The organism is Ruegeria sp. CDSC085 (assembly GCF_059610465.1).
On record NZ_JBXWNR010000006.1, the window covers coordinates 198,563 to 218,831 of the forward strand.

Here is a 20,269-nt window from a genome sequence, read left to right on the forward strand (position 1 = left end):
GCCGACCTCATGACTCTTCCAGCGAAATCTGTTGAACTCATTGAGCGCCGGGCCAGGCTATTGGGCCCTAACGTGTCGACGTTCTACGACGAGCCGGTTCATTTTGTGAAAGGCGAAGGCGTCTGGTTGTGGGATGCGGACGGGCGTAAATATCTGGATTGCTACAACAACGTGCCACATGTGGGTCATTGCAATCCGCGCGTGGTCGAGGCGATCTGTCGTCAGGCGCGCACGCTCAACACGCACACCCGGTATCTGCACGACGGGATTCTGGACTATGTGGAAAAACTGACCGGGACGATGGATGCAGCGCTGAATACGGCCATCCTCACCTGCACCGGTTCCGAGGCAAATGACATTGCTTTGCGAATGGCAGAGGCAATGACCGGAAAACGAGGGATCATTGCCACTGACGCCACTTATCATGGAAATACAGCGCTGGTCAGCCAGTTGAGCAAATCGAACATCCCGACAGTCGGCTTCGGGCTGAGCAAGTATTTCCGTTTTGTCGGCGCGCCCGACAGCTATCGCGATCCCGACCCGGACGGGTCAAAATTCGCCGATGCCGTGGCGGAACAGATTGCCGAGCACGAAAAGGCCGGCACCGGTTTTGCCGCATTGATCGTCTGCCCTTATTTTCTGAACGAAGGCTTTCCAGACAATCCGGACGGTTGGCTGGCACCCACGGCCAAGGTGGTACGCCAGGCCGGCGGCCTGTTGATCTGCGACGAGGTGCAATCAGGCTTTGGCCGAACCGGCACCCATATGTGGGCGCATCAGAAGATGGGCGTTGTGCCGGATGTCATGACTTTGGGCAAACCCATGGCCAACGGCCATCCGGTGGGCAGCGTGGTCACACGTTCCGAGATCATTTCGGCGTTCCGCAAGGGATATCGGTACTTCAACACGTTTGGCGGAAACCCTGTTTCTTGTGCTGCAGCGATGGCGGTTTTGGAAGAGATCGAAGACCAGAGCCTGGTCGCACATGCCAAATCCGTTGGCGACCATGCGCGAAAACGACTGAAGCTTTTGAAAGAAAAGTATGACGTCATCGGAGACATACGCGGCTCGGGGCTGATATTCGGGGCCGAAATGGTCCTTGATCGCGACAGCAAGCAGCCCGCCAGTGAATTCACTGACCGTATCATCAACGCCATGCGCCAGCGCGGGATTATTCACTCCAAGCTTGGACGCCATAAGAATGCTCTGAAAATTCGACCACCCATGCCATTCTCTATCAAAAACGCGGATCTTCTCTTTGACACGCTGGACGAAGTTTTGGCGAAAACGCCACTGGTCGCATGAAGCAGATCGTGGAACAGGCGCTGACCCTTTGGGAACTGGTCGATAGCGAATGGTCTCTCGTGGCTGCTCGGGAAAACTGCGTCTATCGCGTTCAGGCAGGCCAGACCGCCTATGCTCTGCGACTGCATCGCAAAGGGTTGCGAACGGATGTCGAACTCCGTTCAGAGCTACAATGGATGGCCGTTCTCGGCAAAAACGGGGTCGGAGTTCCAACTCCTGTCCCGGCCGCAGATCGACGCTATCTGCATCTGGTGGACGGCATTCAGGTCGACATGCTCAACTGGTTGCCGGGCAGCCCTTTGGGTGCGACCGGATCAGCCTTGGAGCAGCGCGACAGAAACGGCGTCTTCCACACAATTGGCAGAGAAACGGCGCGACTGCATGACATCAGTGACCAATGGACTCGTCCGCACGACTTCACGCGTTGGTCATGGGATCGTAGCGGGCTGCTTGGAGACACCCCTCTCTGGGGTCGATTCTGGGAGAACCCAACGCTTGGGAAAACGGACCGGTCACTTTTCCTGGCGTTCCGAGACGTTGCAGATCGTGACCTTCAGCGCGTGGAAAACCAGTTGGATTACGGGCTGATCCACGCCGACCTTGTCCGCGAAAACATCATGGTTGATGGTGACAAACTGTGGCTGATCGACTTCGACGATGCCGGTTTCGGTTTTCGCCTGTTTGATATCGCGACAATACTCCTCAAGAATCTGCGCGAACCGGATTTCAACCAGTTGCACGATGCTTTGCTGGCCGGGTACCGATCGGAACGAACGATCTGCACCACGCAACTTGACCTGTTCATGGCACTTCGCGCGGCAACATATGTGGGATGGGTTGCATCCCGCCTGAATGAAGAAGGATCGGACATACGCAATGTGCGGTTCATTGAAACCGCCCGAGGGTTGATGACCAAATACCTCGAACGCCACACTTAGACGGGAGGCACCAATGGCCAAAAAGACAATCCTGCTGATTGGTACTTATGACACCAAAGAGCCCGAGATGCGGTTCATCGAAAAGGCGGTCAGAGCGCAGGGTGCCGACGTCCTGACCATGGATGTCTCGGTTCTGGGTGATCCGTCCGATCCAACTGATATCTCTAAGCACGACGTGGCCGCAGCCGGTGGCATGGCCATTGAAGAAGTCATCGCGCAAGGAGACGAAAACAAAGCCTTTCGCGCAATGTCGGCCGGGGCAGCAAAGGTCGTTGCAAAGGCTTATTCAGAAGGTCGGTTTGACGGAATGCTTGCCACGGGTGGAACCATGGGCACGGACCTTGCGCTGGATTGTGCGCAGGCGCTGCCGATGGGCGTTCCCAAATACATCGTATCAACGGTCAGCTTCTCACCTCTGATTCCTCCGCATCGGCTTGCACCTGACATTCAGATGATCCTCTGGGCCGGCGGCCTGTATGGCATGAACTCGATCTGCAAGTCTTCGCTCAGCCAAGCTGCCGGGGCCGTCGTGGGCGCAACCAAAGCGGCGACCGCCCCCGATCGCAGCAAACCTCTGATCGGTATGACCAGCCTTGGTTCGTCCTGCCTGCGTTACATGAAAACTCTGAAACCGGCATTGGAAGACCGCGGGTTTGAAGTGGCCGTGTTCCACTCTACCGGCATGGGCGGCATGGCTTATGAAAAACTGGCAGGCGAAGGCGCGTTTGCCTGCGTGATGGACTTCTGCATGCAGGAATTCGGCAACCTGATGGCGGGTTCCGTTGTCTCCAGCGGCGATGACCGTGTCACCAATGCCGGACGTGTAGGAACACCACAGATGGTGGCCCCAGGTGCGCTGGATCTATTGGACTTTGCGGGTTGGCAGGATATCCCCGAGCAATACGCTGATCGCCCGTTCCATGAACACAACCGCCTGATCAAAAGCTCGGTCTTCAACGGGGCTGAACGACGTTCCTGGATTCGGGAACTCACGAACCGGCTGGAAGCCGCAACCGGGCCCGTGCATTTCTTTTTGCCCGTTCAGGGCGTCGAGGATTGGGACAAGGAAGGCGAAGAAGCGCATGATCCAAAGGCACTGGCCGAAATGGTGGATGAAGCGCGCAAGGTCATGCCCGGTCGGGTACCGATGACAGAACTGGACGTTCACATCAACGACGCGGCTTTCTGCGAAGCAGTTCTGTCCCGGTTTGACAGGTGGGTTGAAACCGGGGTTGTCAGAACAGACTGAACGCCATTGGAAGTAGTGGGAAAGGGGAAAAAGACACCCTGCGCATTGTCTGATAAACGTATTATGGGATCTGGCCGGATTTGTGCGGCTTGATTCTGTGAACCTCTGGCACCCAGTCTTCAGACGGACGGTTCCAGAACTTGTTGGGGTTGTCTTCGTCCATCCCGGCCCGGTGCAAGGTGCGCCACGCGGACCGGATCAGAATGACCGGCTCTTCATAGGGATGCTGTGCAAAAAGCGTTTCCACAACGTTTTTAACGATTTGATGATCGGCAACGAAGAACGAGAGTTCGACGCAAGGCACTTCGACCACTTGATCGGTCGCAGCGTTTCGCCCTCCCGGTAAGGAACGAAACCGTTGAGTGCCGACCTCAGTCTGAAAAGAAACATGGTCGTAGTCGCCATAGTCAAGCGCGGTCACCTGGTAAACAGCCTGAAGCAGAGCTTTTGCATGTGGTTGCGGAACCTGCACGGTAATTTCGAAACCCGCTTCGAGGTCGAAACGATTGGATTGGATTTGCCAGATCATGGTGTCCCCTTAGTTTTGGCAAGTCATGGTCGGGGACACCGGCCTTCGCTACTATGAACAGTTCGCCTCCGGCCGAAGTTCAAGTGACTTCAAAGCTACGAAACAACATGTCTTTGGAGATGCCAAAATACAGCTCGAAAGCAGCAAGACCTTTCGGCTCGATGTACAAAGCCCTGCCGTTGCGCGGGCGGGTTACCCATTTCCTTGACAGTGCCTGATCGAGAAGATTGACCCCGAACGGCCCGGAAAAATGGTGGCGACGCTCGGACCAGTCCAGACAGCATTTGACCGGTAGAGATGATGCAGCGTCAGACAGAATTCCAATACGCTTCAGATGCGCACCTCCGCTTTGGGTCAGGCGCGCGCTTGTCCCTTCGACAGACATCCAGCCTTGGTCCACAAGTCGCCGGGCCAAGACGACTCCAAGACGACCGGCGATGTGGTTGTAACAGGTCCGCGCCACCAAATCAGGCGGACATTCCCCGTTTCGACCTCTGTACAGATGATCGGTGGGCGACAATGCAGACAGCTGTTCAAGAGTTTCCGCGACCTCATCGCTGGCGATGCGGTAATAGACGCACCGTCCGCTTTTCTCGGCGACGATCATATCTGCACCCCGAAGTTTCGACAGGTGCTCACTTGCGGTGTTCGGGGCGATCCCGGCAACGGATGCCAGTTCTTTTCCGGTGTGCGCCCGACCATCCATCAACTCGCACAGAATGCGGGTCCTGCTTGAATCCGCAAGTGCAGCGCCGACAATATCCAGCCTGGGTTCATATGACATGCCGCAGCTTAACCGAAACAACCTGTTTGGCACATGTTTCGTTGTTCGGTGATTGTCGAACTGAACTAGGAACGGAGGTCATTGAGTTTGGATCGAACAGCGAAACCTCAAGACAATCAATGAGCGACCAGACGTGCTTTGAATAATTGTACCGTCCGATAGCCGGGTAGAGGCGCATGCCGATTGCAGCCCGACGGAACTTTTTTGTGGTTGTTGGATACAATATCCGTTATTCGTGTTCACATCTTTTGATTCAGGGAGGATCACATGCTCAAGAAACTCGTCGCACTGGCGGCCTTCACTACTTTCACAACAGGTCCTGCGATGGCGGACACGCTCGACGATGTCGTGGATCGCGGCACTCTTCGATGTGGCGTTGTTCTGGACTTTCCGCCGATCGGGTATCGCGACGCCAACAACGAACCGGCGGGTTTTGACGTGGAATACTGCAATGATCTGGCTGCGGCGCTTGAAGTTGAGGCGGAAATCCTTCCTTTGACCTGGGCCGAGCGCCTGCCGGTCATCGTGACCGGGCGCGCAGATGTCGTGTTCGGTGCGACCTCGGACAGCCTCGAACGGGCGCGGACCGTAGGCTTTTCCATTCCCTATGCAATCTACTACGCGCAGGGCGTCGTGAACGCGGACAGTGGGATCGAAACCTTCGAAGACATCCGCGGTAAACGGGTCGCCGCCGCGATTGGCACAGTGCCAGAGCAGGAATGGCTAAAGATCGCTGCCGAATGGGGTGAAGAAGGCAACTATCAGGGCTACCAGTCGGAAAACGAGGTGTTTCTGGCGGTCGCACAGGGCAAGGCCGATATCGGTATCACCACCAACACCGCCGTTCTGCCGATCACCCAGCAGTATGAAACCGTGCTGGCCGGTCCGCGTATGCCCTGGACCACCGATTACACCTCGGTCGTTGGCAAAAGACAGGACGTCACCTGGCTGAACTTCCTGAACCTGTTTGTTACACATCAGGTGCGTTCGGGCCGTTATCAGGAACTGTGGGGCAAATATGTCGGAGGCGAAACACCCGAGCTGCGCATTCCCGGTGTGATGTACTGATCCCACTCCCAAACACTCTTTCGCCGGGCTTCTGTCGGGCGAAAGAACTGGGTAACTTCGGAAAAGAAACCTGTGTTCGATTATAACTTCCACTGGCGGCCGGTCATGAAAAGCCTGCCGGACTTGCTTGAGGCATCGCTGCTGACCTTGCAAGTCGCGGTAATGGCGATGATCCTCGGCATCATCATCGGCCTGTGTCTGGCATTGACGCGCATGCACCTGAAGGGGCCGATGTATTGGTTTGCTTCAACCTGGGTCGAACTGGCACGTAATACACCTGCTTTGTTCCAGCTGTTCTTTTTCGGCTTTGGGCTTGGCGCATTCGGCCTGCACCTTTCGCCTTACTTCATTGTGCTGGCCGCGTTGACATTCAATTGTGCCGGCTATCTGGCCGAGAACTTTCGCGGAGGCTTTCAGGCCGTTCCCGAGACTCAGTTACGCGCCTCTCGTTCTCTGGGCATGACTGCGTGGCAGGCTTACACACGCGTGGTGATCCCACAGGTGTTTCGCATTGTCTATCACCCAATCACCAACCAGATGGTCTGGGCCGTCCTGATGTCATCGCTGGGCATGCTGGTCGGCTTCCGGGAACTGTCAGGAGAGACGCAGTTCTTTGCCTCACGCACCTTCCGCATCTTCGAATATTTCGCCGTCACGGCGGTCATCTACTACGTGATCGTCAAAATCATTCTCGGAGCCTCACGCCTGCTGGCGACCCGGCTCTTTCGCTACTGAAGGACGCTCGGATGCAACCCACTGTCAGCTTTTTCAGCAGCTTCAACATCAATGATCTGTGGTTTCTGGCCGAAGCCGCCCTGCGGACACTCTGGATTTCAGTTCTGTCAATAACCATCGGAACGTTTCTTGGAGTGGTGTGCGGGTGGATCCTTTACGAAGGCAAACTGGCAGCCACCCTGACAGTGGCCCCGTTTCTGGACATTTTTCGTTCGGTGCCGCTGATCATCCAACTGGTGCTGTTCTACAACTTTGCGCCCATTGTCGGGCTTAACCTGGACCCGTTTGCCTCGGGCGTGGTGATCCTGTCGATCTACACTGCGGCTTTGGTTGCGAATGTCGCGCGCGGCGGGATCGAGGCCGTCGGTGCGCCGATGCGCCGTGCCGCGCGCAGTCTGGGCATGACCTATTGGCAGGACTTGCGCTATGTCGTCTTCCCTATCGGCGGACGCGCAGTGTTCCCGGCATGGGTCGGTGTTGCACTGGGTGTGATGAAGGACAGCGCATTGGTGTCGGTATTGGGCTACGTCGAATTGCTCAAGGCTAGCCAGATCCTGATCACCCGAACGCAGGAACCCTTCTTGATCCTGACAATCGCGGGCGCGTTCTACTTCGCGCTCAGCTATCCAATTTCGCGCTATTCCGCGTCTCTTGAAAAAAGGTGGGCCCAATGATCGAAATTCGCGACCTGCACAAGTATTTCGGCGCGCTGCATGTGCTGAAAGGTATCGATCTGGATGTGCAGAAAGGTGAGGTCCTGTCGGTGATCGGCGCGTCGGGTTCCGGCAAATCGACCCTTCTCTATTGCATCAACGGGCTGGAACTGATCCAGCAAGGCTCGGTCAGGGTCGATGGCACCGATGTTCATGCGAAGGGCACCGACATCAACAAGCTGCGCACAAAGCTGGGGATGGTATTTCAGCAATGGAACAGCTTTCCCCACCTGACAGCGCTGGAAAACGTCGCGCTCGCCCCCAAAATCGTCAAGAGATTGTCAAAGCAAGAGGCCCGTGATGTCGCGGCCAAACAACTGACCCACGTCGGCTTGGGCGAAAAGCTCAACGCCTACCCCTCGGCCCTGTCCGGCGGCCAGCAACAGCGTCTGGCCATCGCCCGCGCGCTGGCGATGGAACCGGAATACATGCTGTTTGATGAGGCGACGTCGGCGCTGGATCCCGAACTGGTGGGCGAGGTTCTCGACACGATGCGCCTTTTGGCCGAAGAAGGGATGACCATGATCTGTGTCACGCACGAGATGGGTTTCGCACGAGATGTATCGGACCGGGTTGCTTATTTCCATCAGGGTGTGATGGAAGAGATTGGCCCACCCGGGCAAGTATTCGGTGATGCGCAATCCGAAAACACCCGTAAATTCTTGGCCAATGTGCGCTAAGTGCACCGGCCCCCTGAAACAACGAGGAAGATCACCTTCATGTCCAAGAATATCTTCACCGGCACCATGCCAGCCCTGATGACCCCCTGCAAAGCCGACCGGACACCGGATTTCGATGCTCTGGTCAAAAAGGGCAAGGAAATGATCGAGGCAGGCATGTCGGCCGTCGTGTATTGCGGCTCTATGGGCGACTGGCCGTTGCTGTCAGTTGCCGAACGCATGCAAGGCGTCGAACGCTTGATCGAGGCAGGCCTGCCCGTCGTCGTCGGCACAGGTGCGATAAACTCGAAATCTGCCGTGGCCTTGGCTGCGCATGCGCAAAAGGTCGGCGCGGCAGGGCTTATGGTCATCCCACGTGTGCTGTCGCGCGGATCGTCCATCGCGGCACAGCGTAACCACTTCAAGGCAATCCTGTCAGCGGCGCCGGATATCCCGGCTATCATTTACAACAGCCCCGTTTACGGCTTCGCCACCCGCGCCGATTTGTTCCTGGAATTGCGTGCGGATCATCCGAACCTGGTTGGATTCAAGGAATTCGGCGGCAAAAGCGATCTGCGTTATGCGGCGGAACACATCACCTCGAAAGATGATCAGGTGACACTGATGGTGGGCGTGGATACCGAAGTTTATCATGGCTTCGTCAATTGCGGCGCCACGGGTTCGATTACCGGCATCGGTACCGCCTTGCCCAAAGAGGCACTTCTGCTGGCTGCCCTGTGTCAGAAAGCGGCGGCGGGTCATACCGAAGCGCGCCTGCGCGCGCGTGAGCTTGAAGAAGCCTTTGGCGTGCTGGCCAGCTTTGACGAAGGCACCGATCTGGTGCTGTATTACAAACACCTGCTGGTCCTGAACGGCGAAGAGGAATACCGTTTGCACTTCAACGAAACCGACGAACTGACCGATGCCCAGCGCAACTATTGCGAACAGCAATACAGCCTGTTCCGCACCTGGTTTGCCGACTGGTCCAGCCAGGGTGGGGTCATCGCTGAATGCATGTGATCGACAGCCATACCGGAGGCATGCCCACGCGGGTTATCCTGGACGGCGGCCCCGATCTGGGGTCGGGCCCGCTGGCCGAGCGCGCACAACGCCTGGCCACCGAGCATGAGGCTTTCTACAAATCGGTCCTTCTGGAGCCGCGCGGTCAACCCGGCATGGTCGGGGCGCTTCTTGTCACCCCGGAAACGTCAGGCTGTGAGACCGGCGTGATCTATTTCGATGCCGACGCCGTTTTGGGCATGTGCGGCCATGGCACCATCGGGCTTGGGGTCACTCTGGCGCATCTGGGCCGGATTGGGCCGGGGACGCACAGGGTTGAAACGCCGGCCGGCGTCATCTCGGTTGACCTGTTGGACGCCAACACCGTGCGCGTCACCAATATCGAAAGTCGCCGGGTCAGGGCCTCTGTATCTGTTGATGTCGACGGCCATGGAAAAGTGACCGGCGATCTGGCCTATGGTGGCAACTGGTTCTTCATTGTCGATCCCAGTCCGATAGAAGTGAACCCCGGCAACATCCGAGCCCTCACCGACCTGACCATTGCAATACGCGAAGCCTGCATCGCGCAAAACCTGCGTTGTGAAAACGGGGAACCGGTGGACCACGTGATCTTGCAGGACAAATCCCCTGACGAAAACGTTCACAGCCGGAACTTTGTCCTGTGCCCGGACGATCAATACGACCGATCCCCGTGCGGGACCGGCAGTTCGGCGCGTCTGGCCTGTCTGGCGGCGGATGGGGTTCTGGTTCCCGGAGTAGAGATCGTGCAGGAAAGCGTGATCGGCAGTTCTTACCGACTAAGCTATCAGCCCGGCCCCAATGGCGGCGTCATCCCGACCCTGACCGGGCGGGCCCATATCATGGCCCAGGGCAAAATGATTTTCGCGCAAAACGATCCGTTCCGCAGTGGGATCCTTCTTTGACAAAACTATCGGGGATTGGCGCAATCCGGCCCCCGGTACTGAACCACAGTTTGAAAAGATCTGGCCATGCTGCAAGACAACCTGACGGATATTGTTGTGATCGGCGCTGGTATCATTGGGATCAGCACGGCACTGGAATTGCAAAAGCGCGGCAAACAGGTTCTGGTGTTGGATCGCGAAGGCGTAGGAACTGGTGCCTCGAAAGGGAATGCCGGAGCTTTTGCGTTTACCGACATCGTGCCGTTGGCCACCCCCGGGATCATGCGCAAAGCTCCGAAATGGCTGTTTGATCCATTGGGTCCGCTTTCAATCCCCCCCTCTTACGCTTTGAACATCGCACCGTGGATGCTGAGGTTCTGGCGGGCCAGTTGGCAGGATCGCTATGCTGCTGCTCTGTCTGCACAGGCTGCTTTGATGGATCACAGCCGCGCGGCGCTGGAACGCCAGATTGCGGATGTCGACGGCGAAGCGCTAATGCAACGCGAAGGCCAGTTGCAGTTGTTCGAAAGTGAAAGCGAATTCCGCGCCAGTCTTCCCACGTGGGATATCCGCAAGGATCACGACATCCCCTTTGACCTGCTGGACAGCCCCGACGCGATTGCGGAAATCCAGCCTGGGCTTCACCGACGATTTACCCACGCGGGATTTACGTCCACTTGGATGAACACAGTCGATCCGGCCAGTTGGACAAGACATTTGGCCACCCGGTTCACTGCGCGTGGCGGTCAAGTTGAAATCGCGGCAATCAACGCGCTCACACCGATGGATGCAGGCGTACACCTGACGACTTCGATCGGTGAAATTGATGCAAGACACGTGATCGTGGCCGCCGGGGCCTGGTCTCACCAACTCGCGAAAACCCTGGGCGATCGCATCCCTCTTGAAACCGAGCGCGGTTATAACACTACCCTGCCCGAAGGGGCCTTTGACCTGCGCACGCATCTGACCTTTGGTGGACATGGGTTCGTGGTGACACGGATCAACGGCGGTGTGCGCATCGGTGGTGCGGTCGAGTTGGGAGGGCTGGAACTGCCGCCCAATTTCAAGCGGGCCGACACGCTGCTGGCAAAGGCCGGGCGCTTCATGCCTGATCTGAACCTAGAAGGCGGTACGCAATGGATGGGGTTCCGGCCATCGCTTCCCGACAGTTTGCCGGTGATCGACCGCTCGGCCCGTGCGTCACAGGTTTTTTATGCCTTTGGACACGGTCATCTGGGCCTGACGCAATCCGCAGGCACGGCGGATCTGGTCGCGGATCTGGTCACGAACGCCAAGCCCGCGCTCGACATGAAGCCTTTCGCATCCACACGCTTCTGATCTGGAGAACATCACATGAAAATCACCGCACTGAACGTATATCAGGTGGATCTGCCGCTGAAGGAAGGTCGTTACAACTGGTCCAATGGCAACTATGTCGAAGTCTTCGACAGCACCGTTCTCGAGATCATCACGGATGAAGGTCTGAAGGGTTATGCCGAATGCTGCCCGCTGGGGTCGGCTTATCTTCCGTCCTTCGCACTTGGCGTCAGGGCCGGGCTGGCCGAATTATCGTCACATCTGATCGGGCAGAATCCGCTTAATATAGGCCAGATCAATCGCACCATGGATGCTGCCCTGCGTGGCCACCCCTATGCCAAGGCTCCTGTTGATATTGCCTGCTGGGATCTTCTGGGCAGGGCGACAGGGCAACCGCTTTACACCCTTCTGGGCGGCGCGGCACAGGAGGATGTGGTGCTTTATCGTGCGATCAGTCAGGAAGCGCCGGACATCATGGCGCAAAAGATCGAAGGCTATGCAGCCGAAGGCTACACGAAGTTTCAACTGAAAGTGGGCGGCGACGCCAATGACGACATCGACCGCATTCACGCCACCCGCGCGGTTCTGAAAAAGACCGATCTTCTGGTGGCAGATGCCAACACTGGCTGGACCCGGCACGAGGCTGCTCGTGTCGTGGGCGCGGTCTCGGGTCTGGATGTCTATGTGGAACAACCCTGTTTGACCTATGAGGAATGCGTTTCGATCCGCCGCCGTACTGCTCTGCCGTTCGTGATGGATGAGGTCATCGACACTTCCAACACATTGGTTCGCGGCATTGCCGAAGACGCTATGGATGTGATCAATCTGAAAATCTCCAAAGTCGGTGGTTTGACCAAGGCAAAACTGATGCGGGATCTGTGCGTGGCGCACGGTATTCCCATGACCATCGAGGACACATGGGGCGGCGACATCACCACAGCCACCATCGCCCATCTGGCACGGTCAACACCGTCCGAGTTCACATTCTCGGCCACCGATTTCAATTCCTATGGTATCGTGGACATCGCCGAAGGCGCACCAAAGCGTGTCAATGGCCGGATGACCGCAGCAGATCGTCCCGGTCTGGGCGTGACACCGATCTTCGACGCGCTGGGTGCCCCTGTCGCGCAATATAGCTGAGGTAAACATGCGCAGCAGCAAAACCGTACATGTGATCTCGGCCCATGCCGAAGGTGAGGTTGGAGATGTCATCGTCGGAGGTGTCGCCCCACCGCCGGGCGACACTCTCTGGGATCAGCGAAGCTTCATCGCGCGGGATCAAACCCTGCGCAACTTTGTTCTGAACGAACCTCGCGGCGGTGTGTTCCGGCATGTAAACCTTCTGGTTCCGCCAAAACACCCCGAGGCGGACGCCGCCTGGATCATCATGGAACCCGAAGACACGCCGCCCATGTCGGGGTCCAACTCAATCTGTGTCTCAACCGTATTACTGGATAGTGGGATCATTCCGATGAAAGAGCCGGAAACTCATATGGTGCTGGAGGCACCGGGAGGGCTGGTCCGGGTACGTGCGGAATGCCGCGATGGCAAGGCACAACGCATCTTTGTCCAGAACCTGCCCAGCTTTGCCGACAAGCTGTCGGTCCCGCTCGAGGTATCCGGACTGGGCACGATCACGGTAGATACCGCTTATGGCGGCGACAGCTTTGTGGTCGTCGATGCGCAGACGCTTGGGTTTGCAATCGTAGATCATGAGGCCCGCGACATAGCCCGGTTGGGGGTAAAGATCACAAACGCCGCCAATCAACAGCTTGGGTTTTTTCATCCCGAGAACCCGGACTGGGATCATATATCGTTCTGCGCCTTTTGCGGCCCGCTGAGCGAGACGGAAACCGGTCTAAGCGGCAAGTCCGCCGTGGCGATCCAGCCGGGTAAGGTTGACCGTTCGCCGACGGGTACCGCGGTGTCTGCCCGCATGGCGCTGATGGCAGCCAAAGGGTTGATGAAACCCGGCCAGACCTTCGAGGCGGTTTCGATCATCGGATCACGATTTACCGGTCGGATCCTTGACACAGCGCAGATAGGTGGCCGCCCGGCAATCGTTCCTGAAATCAGCGGTCGCGGTTGGATCACCGGAATTCATCAGCACATGCTGGACCCTGACGACCCGTGGCCGGGTGGTTATCGACTGTCTGACACCTGGGGTGTCTGAGATCTGATGTCGCGCAATTTTCGTTGATGGCAAAGTCTGCATATCCGCGACCCGAGTTTGGTAGTTCGGGATAACTCAAGGCTCTGGCCGCCGATAACCGTCCCACCAACACTTGGGGTTAAGGACGGTTGATCTTGTTTCAAACCTGCTTGCCTTCACTTTGACAGAGGTGGGATTGATACATCCTGGATGATGGATTCATCACCAGATCCATACTTTTCAAACGCTCTGAAATGGGTCGAAATCCAAGTTCGGCTTGGAAAAGTCGGTGATTACGGGTAATTGTATCCAAAAAACCGCGGTGGGATATTGGAAATGGCAGGAAAACGCGCGATCACGAAACAAAGCCTACCGGACGTCATCGCAAATGATCTGCGTGAACGTATCCTGAGCGGCGAACTCGCCGAAGGTGAGACGATCCGGCAGGAAGCACTGGCCGAGGAATATGATGTCTCGCGTATGCCAATCCGCGAGGCGCTGAAACGCCTGAATGCCGAAGGCCTGGTACAATGGGCCAACAATCGCGGCGGCTCGGTGACCAAACACTCCCTCGACGAAATCGGTGAGATTTTCGATCTTCGTATCCTGATCGAAGTGGATCTGTTTCGCCGAGCCATCCCTAATATGGGCCCAAGGGAATTTGCTCGTTGCGACGAGATTCTCAAACAGATGGAAGCGTCATACGATGAAAATGACGTCGGCAAGTGGGGGATATTGAACTATCAATATCACTCGGCGCTTTATGCGGCTTCACAGCGGAAGCTGACCAACGAATTGCTGGACCGCGTCAACCTGCAATCGGATCGCTATGTAAGGATGCACCTGAGCGTGATGAAACAGCGCGAACCCGCAAAAAAGGAACATCGTGATCTGTTGCGGCTGGCCCGGGAAGGCAAGGTGGACAAAGCATGCGAGGTCTTGACGCAGCACATACGCCGGACGAAGGAACAGCTTCTGGAAATGATCGCCTCGAAGCGCGGGACAGACGAACCCTAGGGCGGTCTTGCATGTCCTGTCATTTTGGATACATTATCCATTAGACTGGACATCATGAAATACGAGGCCCAAATGAACTTTACTCCGCATGGCAAGCATCTGATCGCAGGCAATTGGATTGCAGGTGACGATTTCTTTGCATCACAACCCGCACATGGGCTATCGCATGACTATTCGAAAGGTCGCATTTCAGACGTCGATGCCGCTGCGCAGGCCGCGGAAGATGCCTTTTGGAGTTATGGCTATTCCACTCGGGAAAAACGTGCTGCCTTCCTGAACACCATTGCCGACGAGATCGAAGCGCGCGCCGATGCAATCACCGAGATTGGCGCACAGGAAACCGGCCTGCCCGAAGCTCGGTTGCAAGGTGAGCGAGGCCGCACGTCGGGGCAGCTAAGGCTGTTTGCAACGCATATCATCAGCGGCGATTATCTGGACCGGCGCCACGACGGCGCGCTGCCGGACCGTGCACCCCTGCCCCGGCCCGATCTGAAAATGATCCAGCGTCCGATCGGCCCGGTTGCAGTGTTCGGCGCATCAAATTTCCCGTTGGCATTTTCCACCGCCGGGGGGGACACCGCCGCCGCACTGGCTGCCGGCTGCCCGGTTGTCGTCAAAGGCCACAGCGCCCATCCTGGCACCGGCGAGATCATCGCTGAAGCAATCTTCGCTGCTGCCCGCCGTTGCAACATTCATCCCGGTGTTTTCAGCCTGATCCAGGACGGCGGGCCGGCTGTGGGTTCAGCCTTGGTGCAGCACCCTCTGATCAAGGCAGTCGGGTTCACCGGGTCGCTTACGGGCGGCCGCGCCCTGTTCGACCTGTGCGCCGCGCGCCGCGAACCGATTCCGTTTTTTGGTGAGCTTGGATCGGTCAACCCCATGTTCATTCTGGATGCGGCACTCGCGAACCGGGGCGAAGACATCGCCAAAGACTGGGCCGGATCGCTGACCATGGGCGCAGGTCAGTTCTGCACCAACCCGGGCGTCGTCGTGATACCGGCAGGTGAAGCAACAGACCGTTTCGCCGAGATCACACGGACCGCATTGACCGAAGTTCCGGCGCAGACCATGCTGACCGACGGCATCGCCGAAGCCTATCGCAACGGTCAGGCCCGCGTCGCGGAAAACGGTGGCGTTCAGGAGGTTCTGACGTCGACATGCGACCAGCGCAACGCAGCCCCCTTCCTTTACCGAACAAGCGCCGCGACATGGCTGGCCAACGAAACCCTCGCAGAAGAGGTGTTTGGCCCGTTGGGCATCATCGTTACCGCCGAAACATCCGACGAGATGCGCGACGTCGCGCGCAGTTTGCACGGTCAGTTGACCTGCACGCTGCAAATGGACGAGGCCGACATGGACATGGCCCGGTCCCTGCTGCCGATCCTTGAACGCAAAGCCGGGCGCGTGTTGTCCAATGGCTTCCCCACGGGGGTCGAGGTGTGCGACAGCATGGTCCATGGCGGCCCCTACCCGGCTTCGACCAATTTCGGTGCCACATCTGTCGGCACATTGTCGATCCGACGTTTCCTGCGTCCTGTTTGCTATCAGAACCTGCCGGATGCCTTGTTGCCGGAACGATTCTCGTAGAGCTTCGGGGGAACGCCCGCTCGCCGACACTCTGAGAGCAATAAGCACTGCAGAGGCTGGTGGTTGCATTTGAAGCCAACCGTCAGCCTCTGACGAGCGATCTTGGTTCATCCTTTCTGTTTCAGCGCCCGCGTAAAAAGGATGGGGCAGAACCGCCACCTTTAAGCCTGCATGTTCAACCACGGTATTCTGGTGTTGCGTCCGATCAAATGAGAGCTTTGGCACCGAATTGCTTGAAGAACGGCAAAGGAAAAGGGAGCACGCCCTTCGATCCGATTGCGCAGTTTTATTTGGGTAACAGTGCGCTTGCTCATTCGCTGCATGCCAACGCAGACACCGCCCAGTGCGTTGGCACCATGGTCAACTACCTGTATGATTTGACCCGCGTGTCCCTGAACCACGAACAATTCGCCAACACCCATGAGATGACCGCCTCAACCGAGACAAAATTCTCCGCTGCATGCACCTCTCTCTCCATGCTTCAAGAAAGGTAAACCTGATGGCTAACCCCCTCTATGACGGCCTGTTCGGCATTCATGCTGGCAAAGGCACACCTTTTTTGCGGCTGCTGGACGGGACAACGATTTCCCATCAGGACTTTCTCGGCAAAGCGGCGCAGATTGCACATGTGGCCAAGCATCTGGGCCTGAACCCCGGTGATCGCGTTGCGGCGCAGGTTGAGAAGTCACCCGAGGCGCTGGCGCTTTATGCTGCCTGCGCCCAGGCCGGTCTGGTGTTCCTGCCCCTGAATACCGCCTACACGGTCGATGAATTGACCTATTTCATTGAAAACAGCGGGGCCGCGCTGATTATCTGCGACACCGAAAGTGAGGAAAAACTCACCCCTGTCGGCGCGCAGCTGGGCGCCCGGGTAGAGACGCTGAACGCGGATGGCAGCGGGTCTCTGACAGATCTGGCCGCAACCATGCCAACACGTTTTGAAACCGTCCCCCGCGATGGCGAGGACCTGGCTGCGTTCCTCTATACATCGGGAACCACAGGCCGGTCCAAGGGGGCCATGCTGACCCAGAACAATCTGCTGTCGAACGCCCGGACACTGGTCAGGGAATGGCGCTTCAACTCGCAGGATGTACTGCTGCATGCCCTGCCGATCTTCCACACGCACGGGCTGTTCGTCGCGACCAATATCATGCTGGCCGCGGGTGGATGCATGATCTGGCTGCCCAAGTTCGATCTGGACCAGATCATCGACAATTTGCCCTGTGCCACGTCGATGATGGGCGTCCCAACCTTCTATACGCGCCTGTTGGACGACCCGCGTTTTACCAGGGAACTGGCCACCCATATGCGCCTGTTCGTTTCCGGATCGGCACCGCTGCGGGCGGAAACCCATGCGCAGTTCGAAAAACGAACGGGGCATCGCATCCTTGAACGCTATGGCATGACTGAAACCAACATGAACACGTCAAACCCGTATGACGGCGAGCGGCGCGCCGGAACGGTCGGGCACCCGCTGCCCGGAGTCGAACTGAAGATCTGTGATTCAGACGGCAATACCCTGCCTGCGGGCGAGATCGGCACAATTGAAGTGCGCGGGCCCAACGTCTTCAAAGGGTATTGGCAGATGCCTGAAAAAACCGCTGCCGAACTGCGCGACAACGGCTTTTTCATCACCGGTGATCTGGGCCGCATCGACGAGGATGGCTACGTTCATATCGTTGGTCGCAACAAGGATCTGATCATTTCGGGCGGTTACAACATCTACCCAAAAGAGATCGAGATGGTTCTCGATGATCAACCCGGTGTTCTGGAAAGCGCCGTGATCGGCGTGCCGCATCCCGATTTCGGTGAAACGGTTGTTGGTGTCATCGTGGCTGAGCCCGGCCAGACCCCTGATCCGGATGCGATAACGGGCGCGGTCCACGAAAGTCTGGCCCGGTTCAAGCATCCGCGCAAGCTGATCGTTCTGGATGAGCTGCCCCGCAACACGATGGGCAAGGTTCAAAAGAACATTCTGCGTGACCGATACAAAGACCTCTTCATGACCGTATGAGTGGGTCTCGGCAAAGCGGGGTTCAGCGGATGCAGCCCCTGAAAAGAAAACCAGGCGAGGGTGTCCCCGCCTGATTTATTCATGAGTCAGGCAACCAGATCGAACCGGTCGTTGTTCATGATCTTGGTCCATGCCGCCACAAAGTCGCGCACGAACTTCTCGGCATTGTCGTCCTGAGCGTAGACCTCAGCATAGCTGCGCAGGATCGAGTTCGAACCGAAGACCAGATCTGCGCTGGTTGCGGTGAACTTGACCTCACCCGAGGCGCGGTCGCGCAGCTCATAGGTGCCTCCGTCAACCGGATGCCAGCTCAGCGACATATCCGTCAGGTTGACGAAAAAGTCGGTTGTCAGCTGGCCCACCCGGTCAGTGAAGACACCATGCGGCGATCCGCCATGGTTGGCACCCAGCACACGCAGACCACCGACCAGAACGGTCATCTCGGCCGCGGTCAGACCCAGCAGTTGCGCACGATCCAGCATCATCGCCTCTGGCGAGACCGCGTATTCCTTCAGCTGCCAGTTGCGGAACCCGTCCGCCAGCGGCTCAAGTACCGAGAAACTGTCCACATCGGTCTGCTCGTCCGACGCGTCGCCGCGACCGGCCGAGAACGGAACCGCCACGTCAAAGCCTGCGGCCTTGATCGCCTGCTCCAGCCCGACATTGCCCGCCAGAACGATCACGTCGGCAATCGAGGCACCGGTTTCAGCCGCGATCGGTTCCAGCACACCCAGCACTTTTGCCAGACGCTCTGGCTCGTTGCCTGCCCAGTCCTTTTGCGGCGCCAGTCGGATGCGCGTCCCATTTGCGCCACCGCGCTTGTCCGAGCCACGGAAGGTGCGGGCACTGTCCCAGGCGGTGGTGATCATCTCGACCGCGGTCAGGCCGCTGTCTGCGATCTTGGCCTTGACGGCATCAATGTCATAATCTGTCGAACCCGCCGGGATCGGATCCTGCCAGATCAGGTCTTCTGACGGCACGTCCGGTCCATAATAGTTGACGCGCGGACCCATGTCGCGGTGAGTCAACTTGAACCAGGCACGTGCGAATGTATCGGCAAAATAGTCCGGATCCGCCATGAATTTCTGACAGATCGCGTTGTAGGTCGGGTCGACCTTCATCGCCATGTCCGCATCGGTCATCATCGGCATGCGACGAACAGTGGGGTCGGTCGGGTCGACCGGCTTTTCGTCTTCCGGCATGTTGACGGGCTGCCACTGATGGGCACCGGCGGGTGATTTTCCCAGCTCCCATTCATAGCCGAACAGATAGTCGAAATAGCCCATGTCAAATTTCAGGGGCTCTTTCGTCCACGCCCCTTCGATCCCCGAGGTAAAGGCATTGGCCGCTTTACCGTTCTGATCAGGGTTCTCCCATCCCAGACCCTGGCTGGACACGGGGCAGGCTTCGGGCTCGGCGCCGATATTGTCGCCTGGCATCGCACCATGGGCCTTGCCGACCGTATGACCACCGCAGGTCAACGCCGCGGTCTCTTCGTCATCCATCGCCATACGGGCAAAGGTTTCACGGATATGCAGCGCGGTTTTGGCCGGATCCGGATTGCCGTTCACGCCTTCGGGGTTCACATAGATCAGGCCCATATGCACCGCACCCAGAGGGTTTTCCAGCGTGCCGGGGGTTTCCAGATCGCCATAGCGATTCTCGGACGGGGCCAGCCACTGGTTTTCCGACCCCCAGTAAACATCTTTCTCGGGCCCCCAGATATCTTCGCGACCAAACCCAAAGCCAAAGGTCTTCAGCCCCATGGCTTCATAGGCCACCGTGCCCGACAGAACGATCAGGTCAGCCCAGGACAGCGCGTTGCCGTATTTCTTTTTCACCGGCCACAACAGACGCCGGGCTTTGTCCAGGCTTGCATTGTCCGGCCATGAATTCAGCGGCGCAAACCGGATGTTGCCTGAACCGGCGCCACCTCGACCATCCCCCAGACGGTAAGACCCGGCCGAGTGCCACGCCAGACGGATCATCAGCCCACCGTAGTGACCCCAGTCTGCCGGCCACCAGTCCTGACTGTCGGTCAGCAGCGCCTCGACATCGGCACGAACCGCCTTGAAGTCCAGGCCCTTGACCGCTTCTCGGTGATTGTAATCCGCATCCATCGGGTTGGTGCGCGTGTCGTGCTGGCTCAGAATGTCCAGGTTCAGCGAGTCCGGCCACCACTTGGTGACGGAATTGCCCGTTCCAGTATTGCCGCCATGCATGACGGGGCAGCCGCCGGATTGATGATTGTGGGGGGTACCGTCCATTGTAAATCTCCTG

At 57.8% G+C, this 20,269-nt stretch carries 19 protein-coding genes; 16 read left to right on the forward strand and 3 right to left on the reverse strand.

What is annotated here, in order from left to right; all coding sequences use genetic code 11:
- Positions 1 to 9: 9 nt before the first annotated feature.
- The 3 genes from AC2FJB_RS11540 to AC2FJB_RS11550 are packed head-to-tail and all read left to right on the forward strand — an operon-like array spanning position 10 to position 3,492.
- A complete protein-coding gene (locus AC2FJB_RS11540; RefSeq protein WP_496718340.1) occupies positions 10 to 1,305 on the forward strand; it encodes an aspartate aminotransferase family protein in 1,296 nt (431 codons plus the stop codon).
- On the forward strand, positions 1,302 to 2,243 hold the full coding sequence (locus AC2FJB_RS11545; protein WP_496718339.1) for a phosphotransferase enzyme family protein: 942 nt from the start codon (positions 1,302 to 1,304) through the stop codon (positions 2,241 to 2,243). The genes AC2FJB_RS11540 and AC2FJB_RS11545 overlap by 4 nt, the downstream gene beginning before the upstream one ends.
- A 13-nt stretch (positions 2,244 to 2,256) precedes the next feature.
- Positions 2,257 to 3,492: a Tm-1-like ATP-binding domain-containing protein gene (locus AC2FJB_RS11550; RefSeq protein ID WP_496718338.1), complete on the forward strand. Its 1,236-nt coding sequence runs from the start codon at positions 2,257 to 2,259 to the stop codon at positions 3,490 to 3,492.
- A gap of 61 nt (positions 3,493 to 3,553) precedes the next feature.
- Here the strand turns inward: AC2FJB_RS11550 and AC2FJB_RS11555 are convergent, their stop codons facing one another.
- Positions 3,554 to 4,021 (reverse strand): YqfO family protein, encoded by a 468-nt coding sequence (locus tag AC2FJB_RS11555; RefSeq protein ID WP_299638431.1) that lies wholly within the window; start codon positions 4,019 to 4,021, stop codon positions 3,554 to 3,556.
- A gap of 79 nt (positions 4,022 to 4,100) precedes the next feature.
- Positions 4,101 to 4,805, reverse strand: coding sequence for an ArsR/SmtB family transcription factor (locus tag AC2FJB_RS11560; protein WP_299638429.1), 705 nt, complete (start codon positions 4,803 to 4,805; stop codon positions 4,101 to 4,103).
- Positions 4,806 to 5,072: 267 nt separating this feature from the next.
- Between AC2FJB_RS11560 and AC2FJB_RS11565 the strand changes: the two genes are divergently transcribed.
- The 13 genes from AC2FJB_RS11565 to AC2FJB_RS11625 all read left to right on the forward strand — a co-directional run bounded on the left by AC2FJB_RS11565 (position 5,073) and on the right by AC2FJB_RS11625 (position 17,989).
- Positions 5,073 to 5,873, forward strand: coding sequence for a transporter substrate-binding domain-containing protein (locus AC2FJB_RS11565; protein ID WP_299638427.1), 801 nt, complete (start codon positions 5,073 to 5,075; stop codon positions 5,871 to 5,873).
- A 72-nt stretch (positions 5,874 to 5,945) separates the two neighbouring features.
- Entirely contained in the window at positions 5,946 to 6,608 is a 663-nt protein-coding gene (locus AC2FJB_RS11570) for an amino acid ABC transporter permease (protein WP_299897537.1), read from the forward strand.
- 11 nt (positions 6,609 to 6,619) lie between these two features.
- Positions 6,620 to 7,282 (forward strand): amino acid ABC transporter permease, encoded by a 663-nt coding sequence (locus AC2FJB_RS11575; protein ID WP_117873924.1) that lies wholly within the window; start codon positions 6,620 to 6,622, stop codon positions 7,280 to 7,282.
- Positions 7,279 to 8,001, forward strand: coding sequence for an amino acid ABC transporter ATP-binding protein (locus AC2FJB_RS11580; RefSeq protein ID WP_299897540.1), 723 nt, complete (start codon positions 7,279 to 7,281; stop codon positions 7,999 to 8,001). Before AC2FJB_RS11575 ends, AC2FJB_RS11580 begins: the two co-directional genes overlap by 4 nt.
- A gap of 39 nt (positions 8,002 to 8,040) precedes the next feature.
- Positions 8,041 to 9,000, forward strand: a complete 960-nt coding sequence (locus tag AC2FJB_RS11585; protein WP_117873928.1) for a dihydrodipicolinate synthase family protein — start codon at positions 8,041 to 8,043, stop codon at positions 8,998 to 9,000.
- Positions 8,991 to 9,923 (forward strand): 4-hydroxyproline epimerase, encoded by a 933-nt coding sequence (locus tag AC2FJB_RS11590; protein WP_496718337.1) that lies wholly within the window; start codon positions 8,991 to 8,993, stop codon positions 9,921 to 9,923. Before AC2FJB_RS11585 ends, AC2FJB_RS11590 begins: the two co-directional genes overlap by 10 nt.
- 66 nt (positions 9,924 to 9,989) lie before the next feature.
- Positions 9,990 to 11,240, forward strand: coding sequence for an NAD(P)/FAD-dependent oxidoreductase (locus AC2FJB_RS11595; RefSeq protein ID WP_496718336.1), 1,251 nt, complete (start codon positions 9,990 to 9,992; stop codon positions 11,238 to 11,240).
- Between the two features lie 15 nt (positions 11,241 to 11,255).
- Positions 11,256 to 12,359: a cis-3-hydroxy-L-proline dehydratase gene (locus AC2FJB_RS11600; protein WP_496718335.1), complete on the forward strand. Its 1,104-nt coding sequence runs from the start codon at positions 11,256 to 11,258 to the stop codon at positions 12,357 to 12,359.
- A gap of 7 nt (positions 12,360 to 12,366) precedes the next feature.
- Positions 12,367 to 13,392 carry a trans-3-hydroxy-L-proline dehydratase gene (locus tag AC2FJB_RS11605; RefSeq protein WP_496718334.1) on the forward strand — a complete coding sequence of 342 codons (1,026 nt, stop codon included), beginning with the start codon at positions 12,367 to 12,369 and terminating at the stop codon, positions 13,390 to 13,392.
- A 315-nt stretch (positions 13,393 to 13,707) separates the two neighbouring features.
- Entirely contained in the window at positions 13,708 to 14,388 is a 681-nt protein-coding gene (locus tag AC2FJB_RS11610; protein WP_117874114.1) for a GntR family transcriptional regulator, read from the forward strand.
- Between the two features lie 72 nt (positions 14,389 to 14,460).
- Positions 14,461 to 15,975, forward strand: coding sequence for an aldehyde dehydrogenase (NADP(+)) (locus AC2FJB_RS11615; protein WP_496718490.1), 1,515 nt, complete (start codon positions 14,461 to 14,463; stop codon positions 15,973 to 15,975).
- Between the two features lie 59 nt (positions 15,976 to 16,034).
- Positions 16,035 to 16,469 (forward strand): malonyl-CoA decarboxylase domain-containing protein, encoded by a 435-nt coding sequence (locus AC2FJB_RS11620; protein ID WP_496718333.1) that lies wholly within the window; start codon positions 16,035 to 16,037, stop codon positions 16,467 to 16,469.
- Positions 16,470 to 16,474: 5 nt separating this feature from the next.
- Positions 16,475 to 17,989 carry a malonate--CoA ligase gene (locus AC2FJB_RS11625; RefSeq protein ID WP_496718332.1) on the forward strand — a complete coding sequence of 505 codons (1,515 nt, stop codon included), beginning with the start codon at positions 16,475 to 16,477 and terminating at the stop codon, positions 17,987 to 17,989.
- 86 nt (positions 17,990 to 18,075) lie between these two features.
- Here AC2FJB_RS11625 and katG read toward each other — a convergent pair whose 3' ends face one another.
- The gene (gene katG / locus AC2FJB_RS11630) at positions 18,076 to 20,256 is read right to left on the reverse strand and encodes a catalase/peroxidase HPI (protein ID WP_496718331.1); all 2,181 of its coding nucleotides are present in this window, start codon (positions 20,254 to 20,256) and stop codon (positions 18,076 to 18,078) included.
- Positions 20,257 to 20,269: the final 13 nt, after the last annotated feature.

What these genes read in the sequence shown, in the direction of transcription:
- AC2FJB_RS11540 (WP_496718340.1), top strand. Translation starts at nt 10, where the DNA reads ATGACTCTTCCAGCGAAATCTGTTGAACTCATTGAGCGCCGGGCCAGG.
- AC2FJB_RS11545 (WP_496718339.1), top strand. Translation starts at nt 1,302, where the DNA reads ATGAAGCAGATCGTGGAACAGGCGCTGACCCTTTGGGAACTGGTCGAT.
- AC2FJB_RS11550 (WP_496718338.1), top strand. Translation starts at nt 2,257, where the DNA reads ATGGCCAAAAAGACAATCCTGCTGATTGGTACTTATGACACCAAAGAG.
- AC2FJB_RS11555 (WP_299638431.1), bottom strand. Translation starts at nt 4,021, where the DNA reads ATGATCTGGCAAATCCAATCCAATCGTTTCGACCTCGAAGCGGGTTTC.
- AC2FJB_RS11560 (WP_299638429.1), bottom strand. Translation starts at nt 4,805, where the DNA reads ATGTCATATGAACCCAGGCTGGATATTGTCGGCGCTGCACTTGCGGAT.
- AC2FJB_RS11565 (WP_299638427.1), top strand. Translation starts at nt 5,073, where the DNA reads ATGCTCAAGAAACTCGTCGCACTGGCGGCCTTCACTACTTTCACAACA.
- AC2FJB_RS11575 (WP_117873924.1), top strand. Translation starts at nt 6,620, where the DNA reads ATGCAACCCACTGTCAGCTTTTTCAGCAGCTTCAACATCAATGATCTG.
- AC2FJB_RS11580 (WP_299897540.1), top strand. Translation starts at nt 7,279, where the DNA reads ATGATCGAAATTCGCGACCTGCACAAGTATTTCGGCGCGCTGCATGTG.
- AC2FJB_RS11585 (WP_117873928.1), top strand. Translation starts at nt 8,041, where the DNA reads ATGTCCAAGAATATCTTCACCGGCACCATGCCAGCCCTGATGACCCCC.
- AC2FJB_RS11590 (WP_496718337.1), top strand. Translation starts at nt 8,991, where the DNA reads ATGCATGTGATCGACAGCCATACCGGAGGCATGCCCACGCGGGTTATC.
- AC2FJB_RS11595 (WP_496718336.1), top strand. Translation starts at nt 9,990, where the DNA reads ATGCTGCAAGACAACCTGACGGATATTGTTGTGATCGGCGCTGGTATC.
- AC2FJB_RS11600 (WP_496718335.1), top strand. Translation starts at nt 11,256, where the DNA reads ATGAAAATCACCGCACTGAACGTATATCAGGTGGATCTGCCGCTGAAG.
- AC2FJB_RS11605 (WP_496718334.1), top strand. Translation starts at nt 12,367, where the DNA reads ATGCGCAGCAGCAAAACCGTACATGTGATCTCGGCCCATGCCGAAGGT.
- AC2FJB_RS11610 (WP_117874114.1), top strand. Translation starts at nt 13,708, where the DNA reads ATGGCAGGAAAACGCGCGATCACGAAACAAAGCCTACCGGACGTCATC.
- AC2FJB_RS11615 (WP_496718490.1), top strand. Translation starts at nt 14,461, where the DNA reads ATGAACTTTACTCCGCATGGCAAGCATCTGATCGCAGGCAATTGGATT.
- AC2FJB_RS11625 (WP_496718332.1), top strand. Translation starts at nt 16,475, where the DNA reads ATGGCTAACCCCCTCTATGACGGCCTGTTCGGCATTCATGCTGGCAAA.
- katG (WP_496718331.1), bottom strand. Translation starts at nt 20,256, where the DNA reads ATGGACGGTACCCCCCACAATCATCAATCCGGCGGCTGCCCCGTCATG.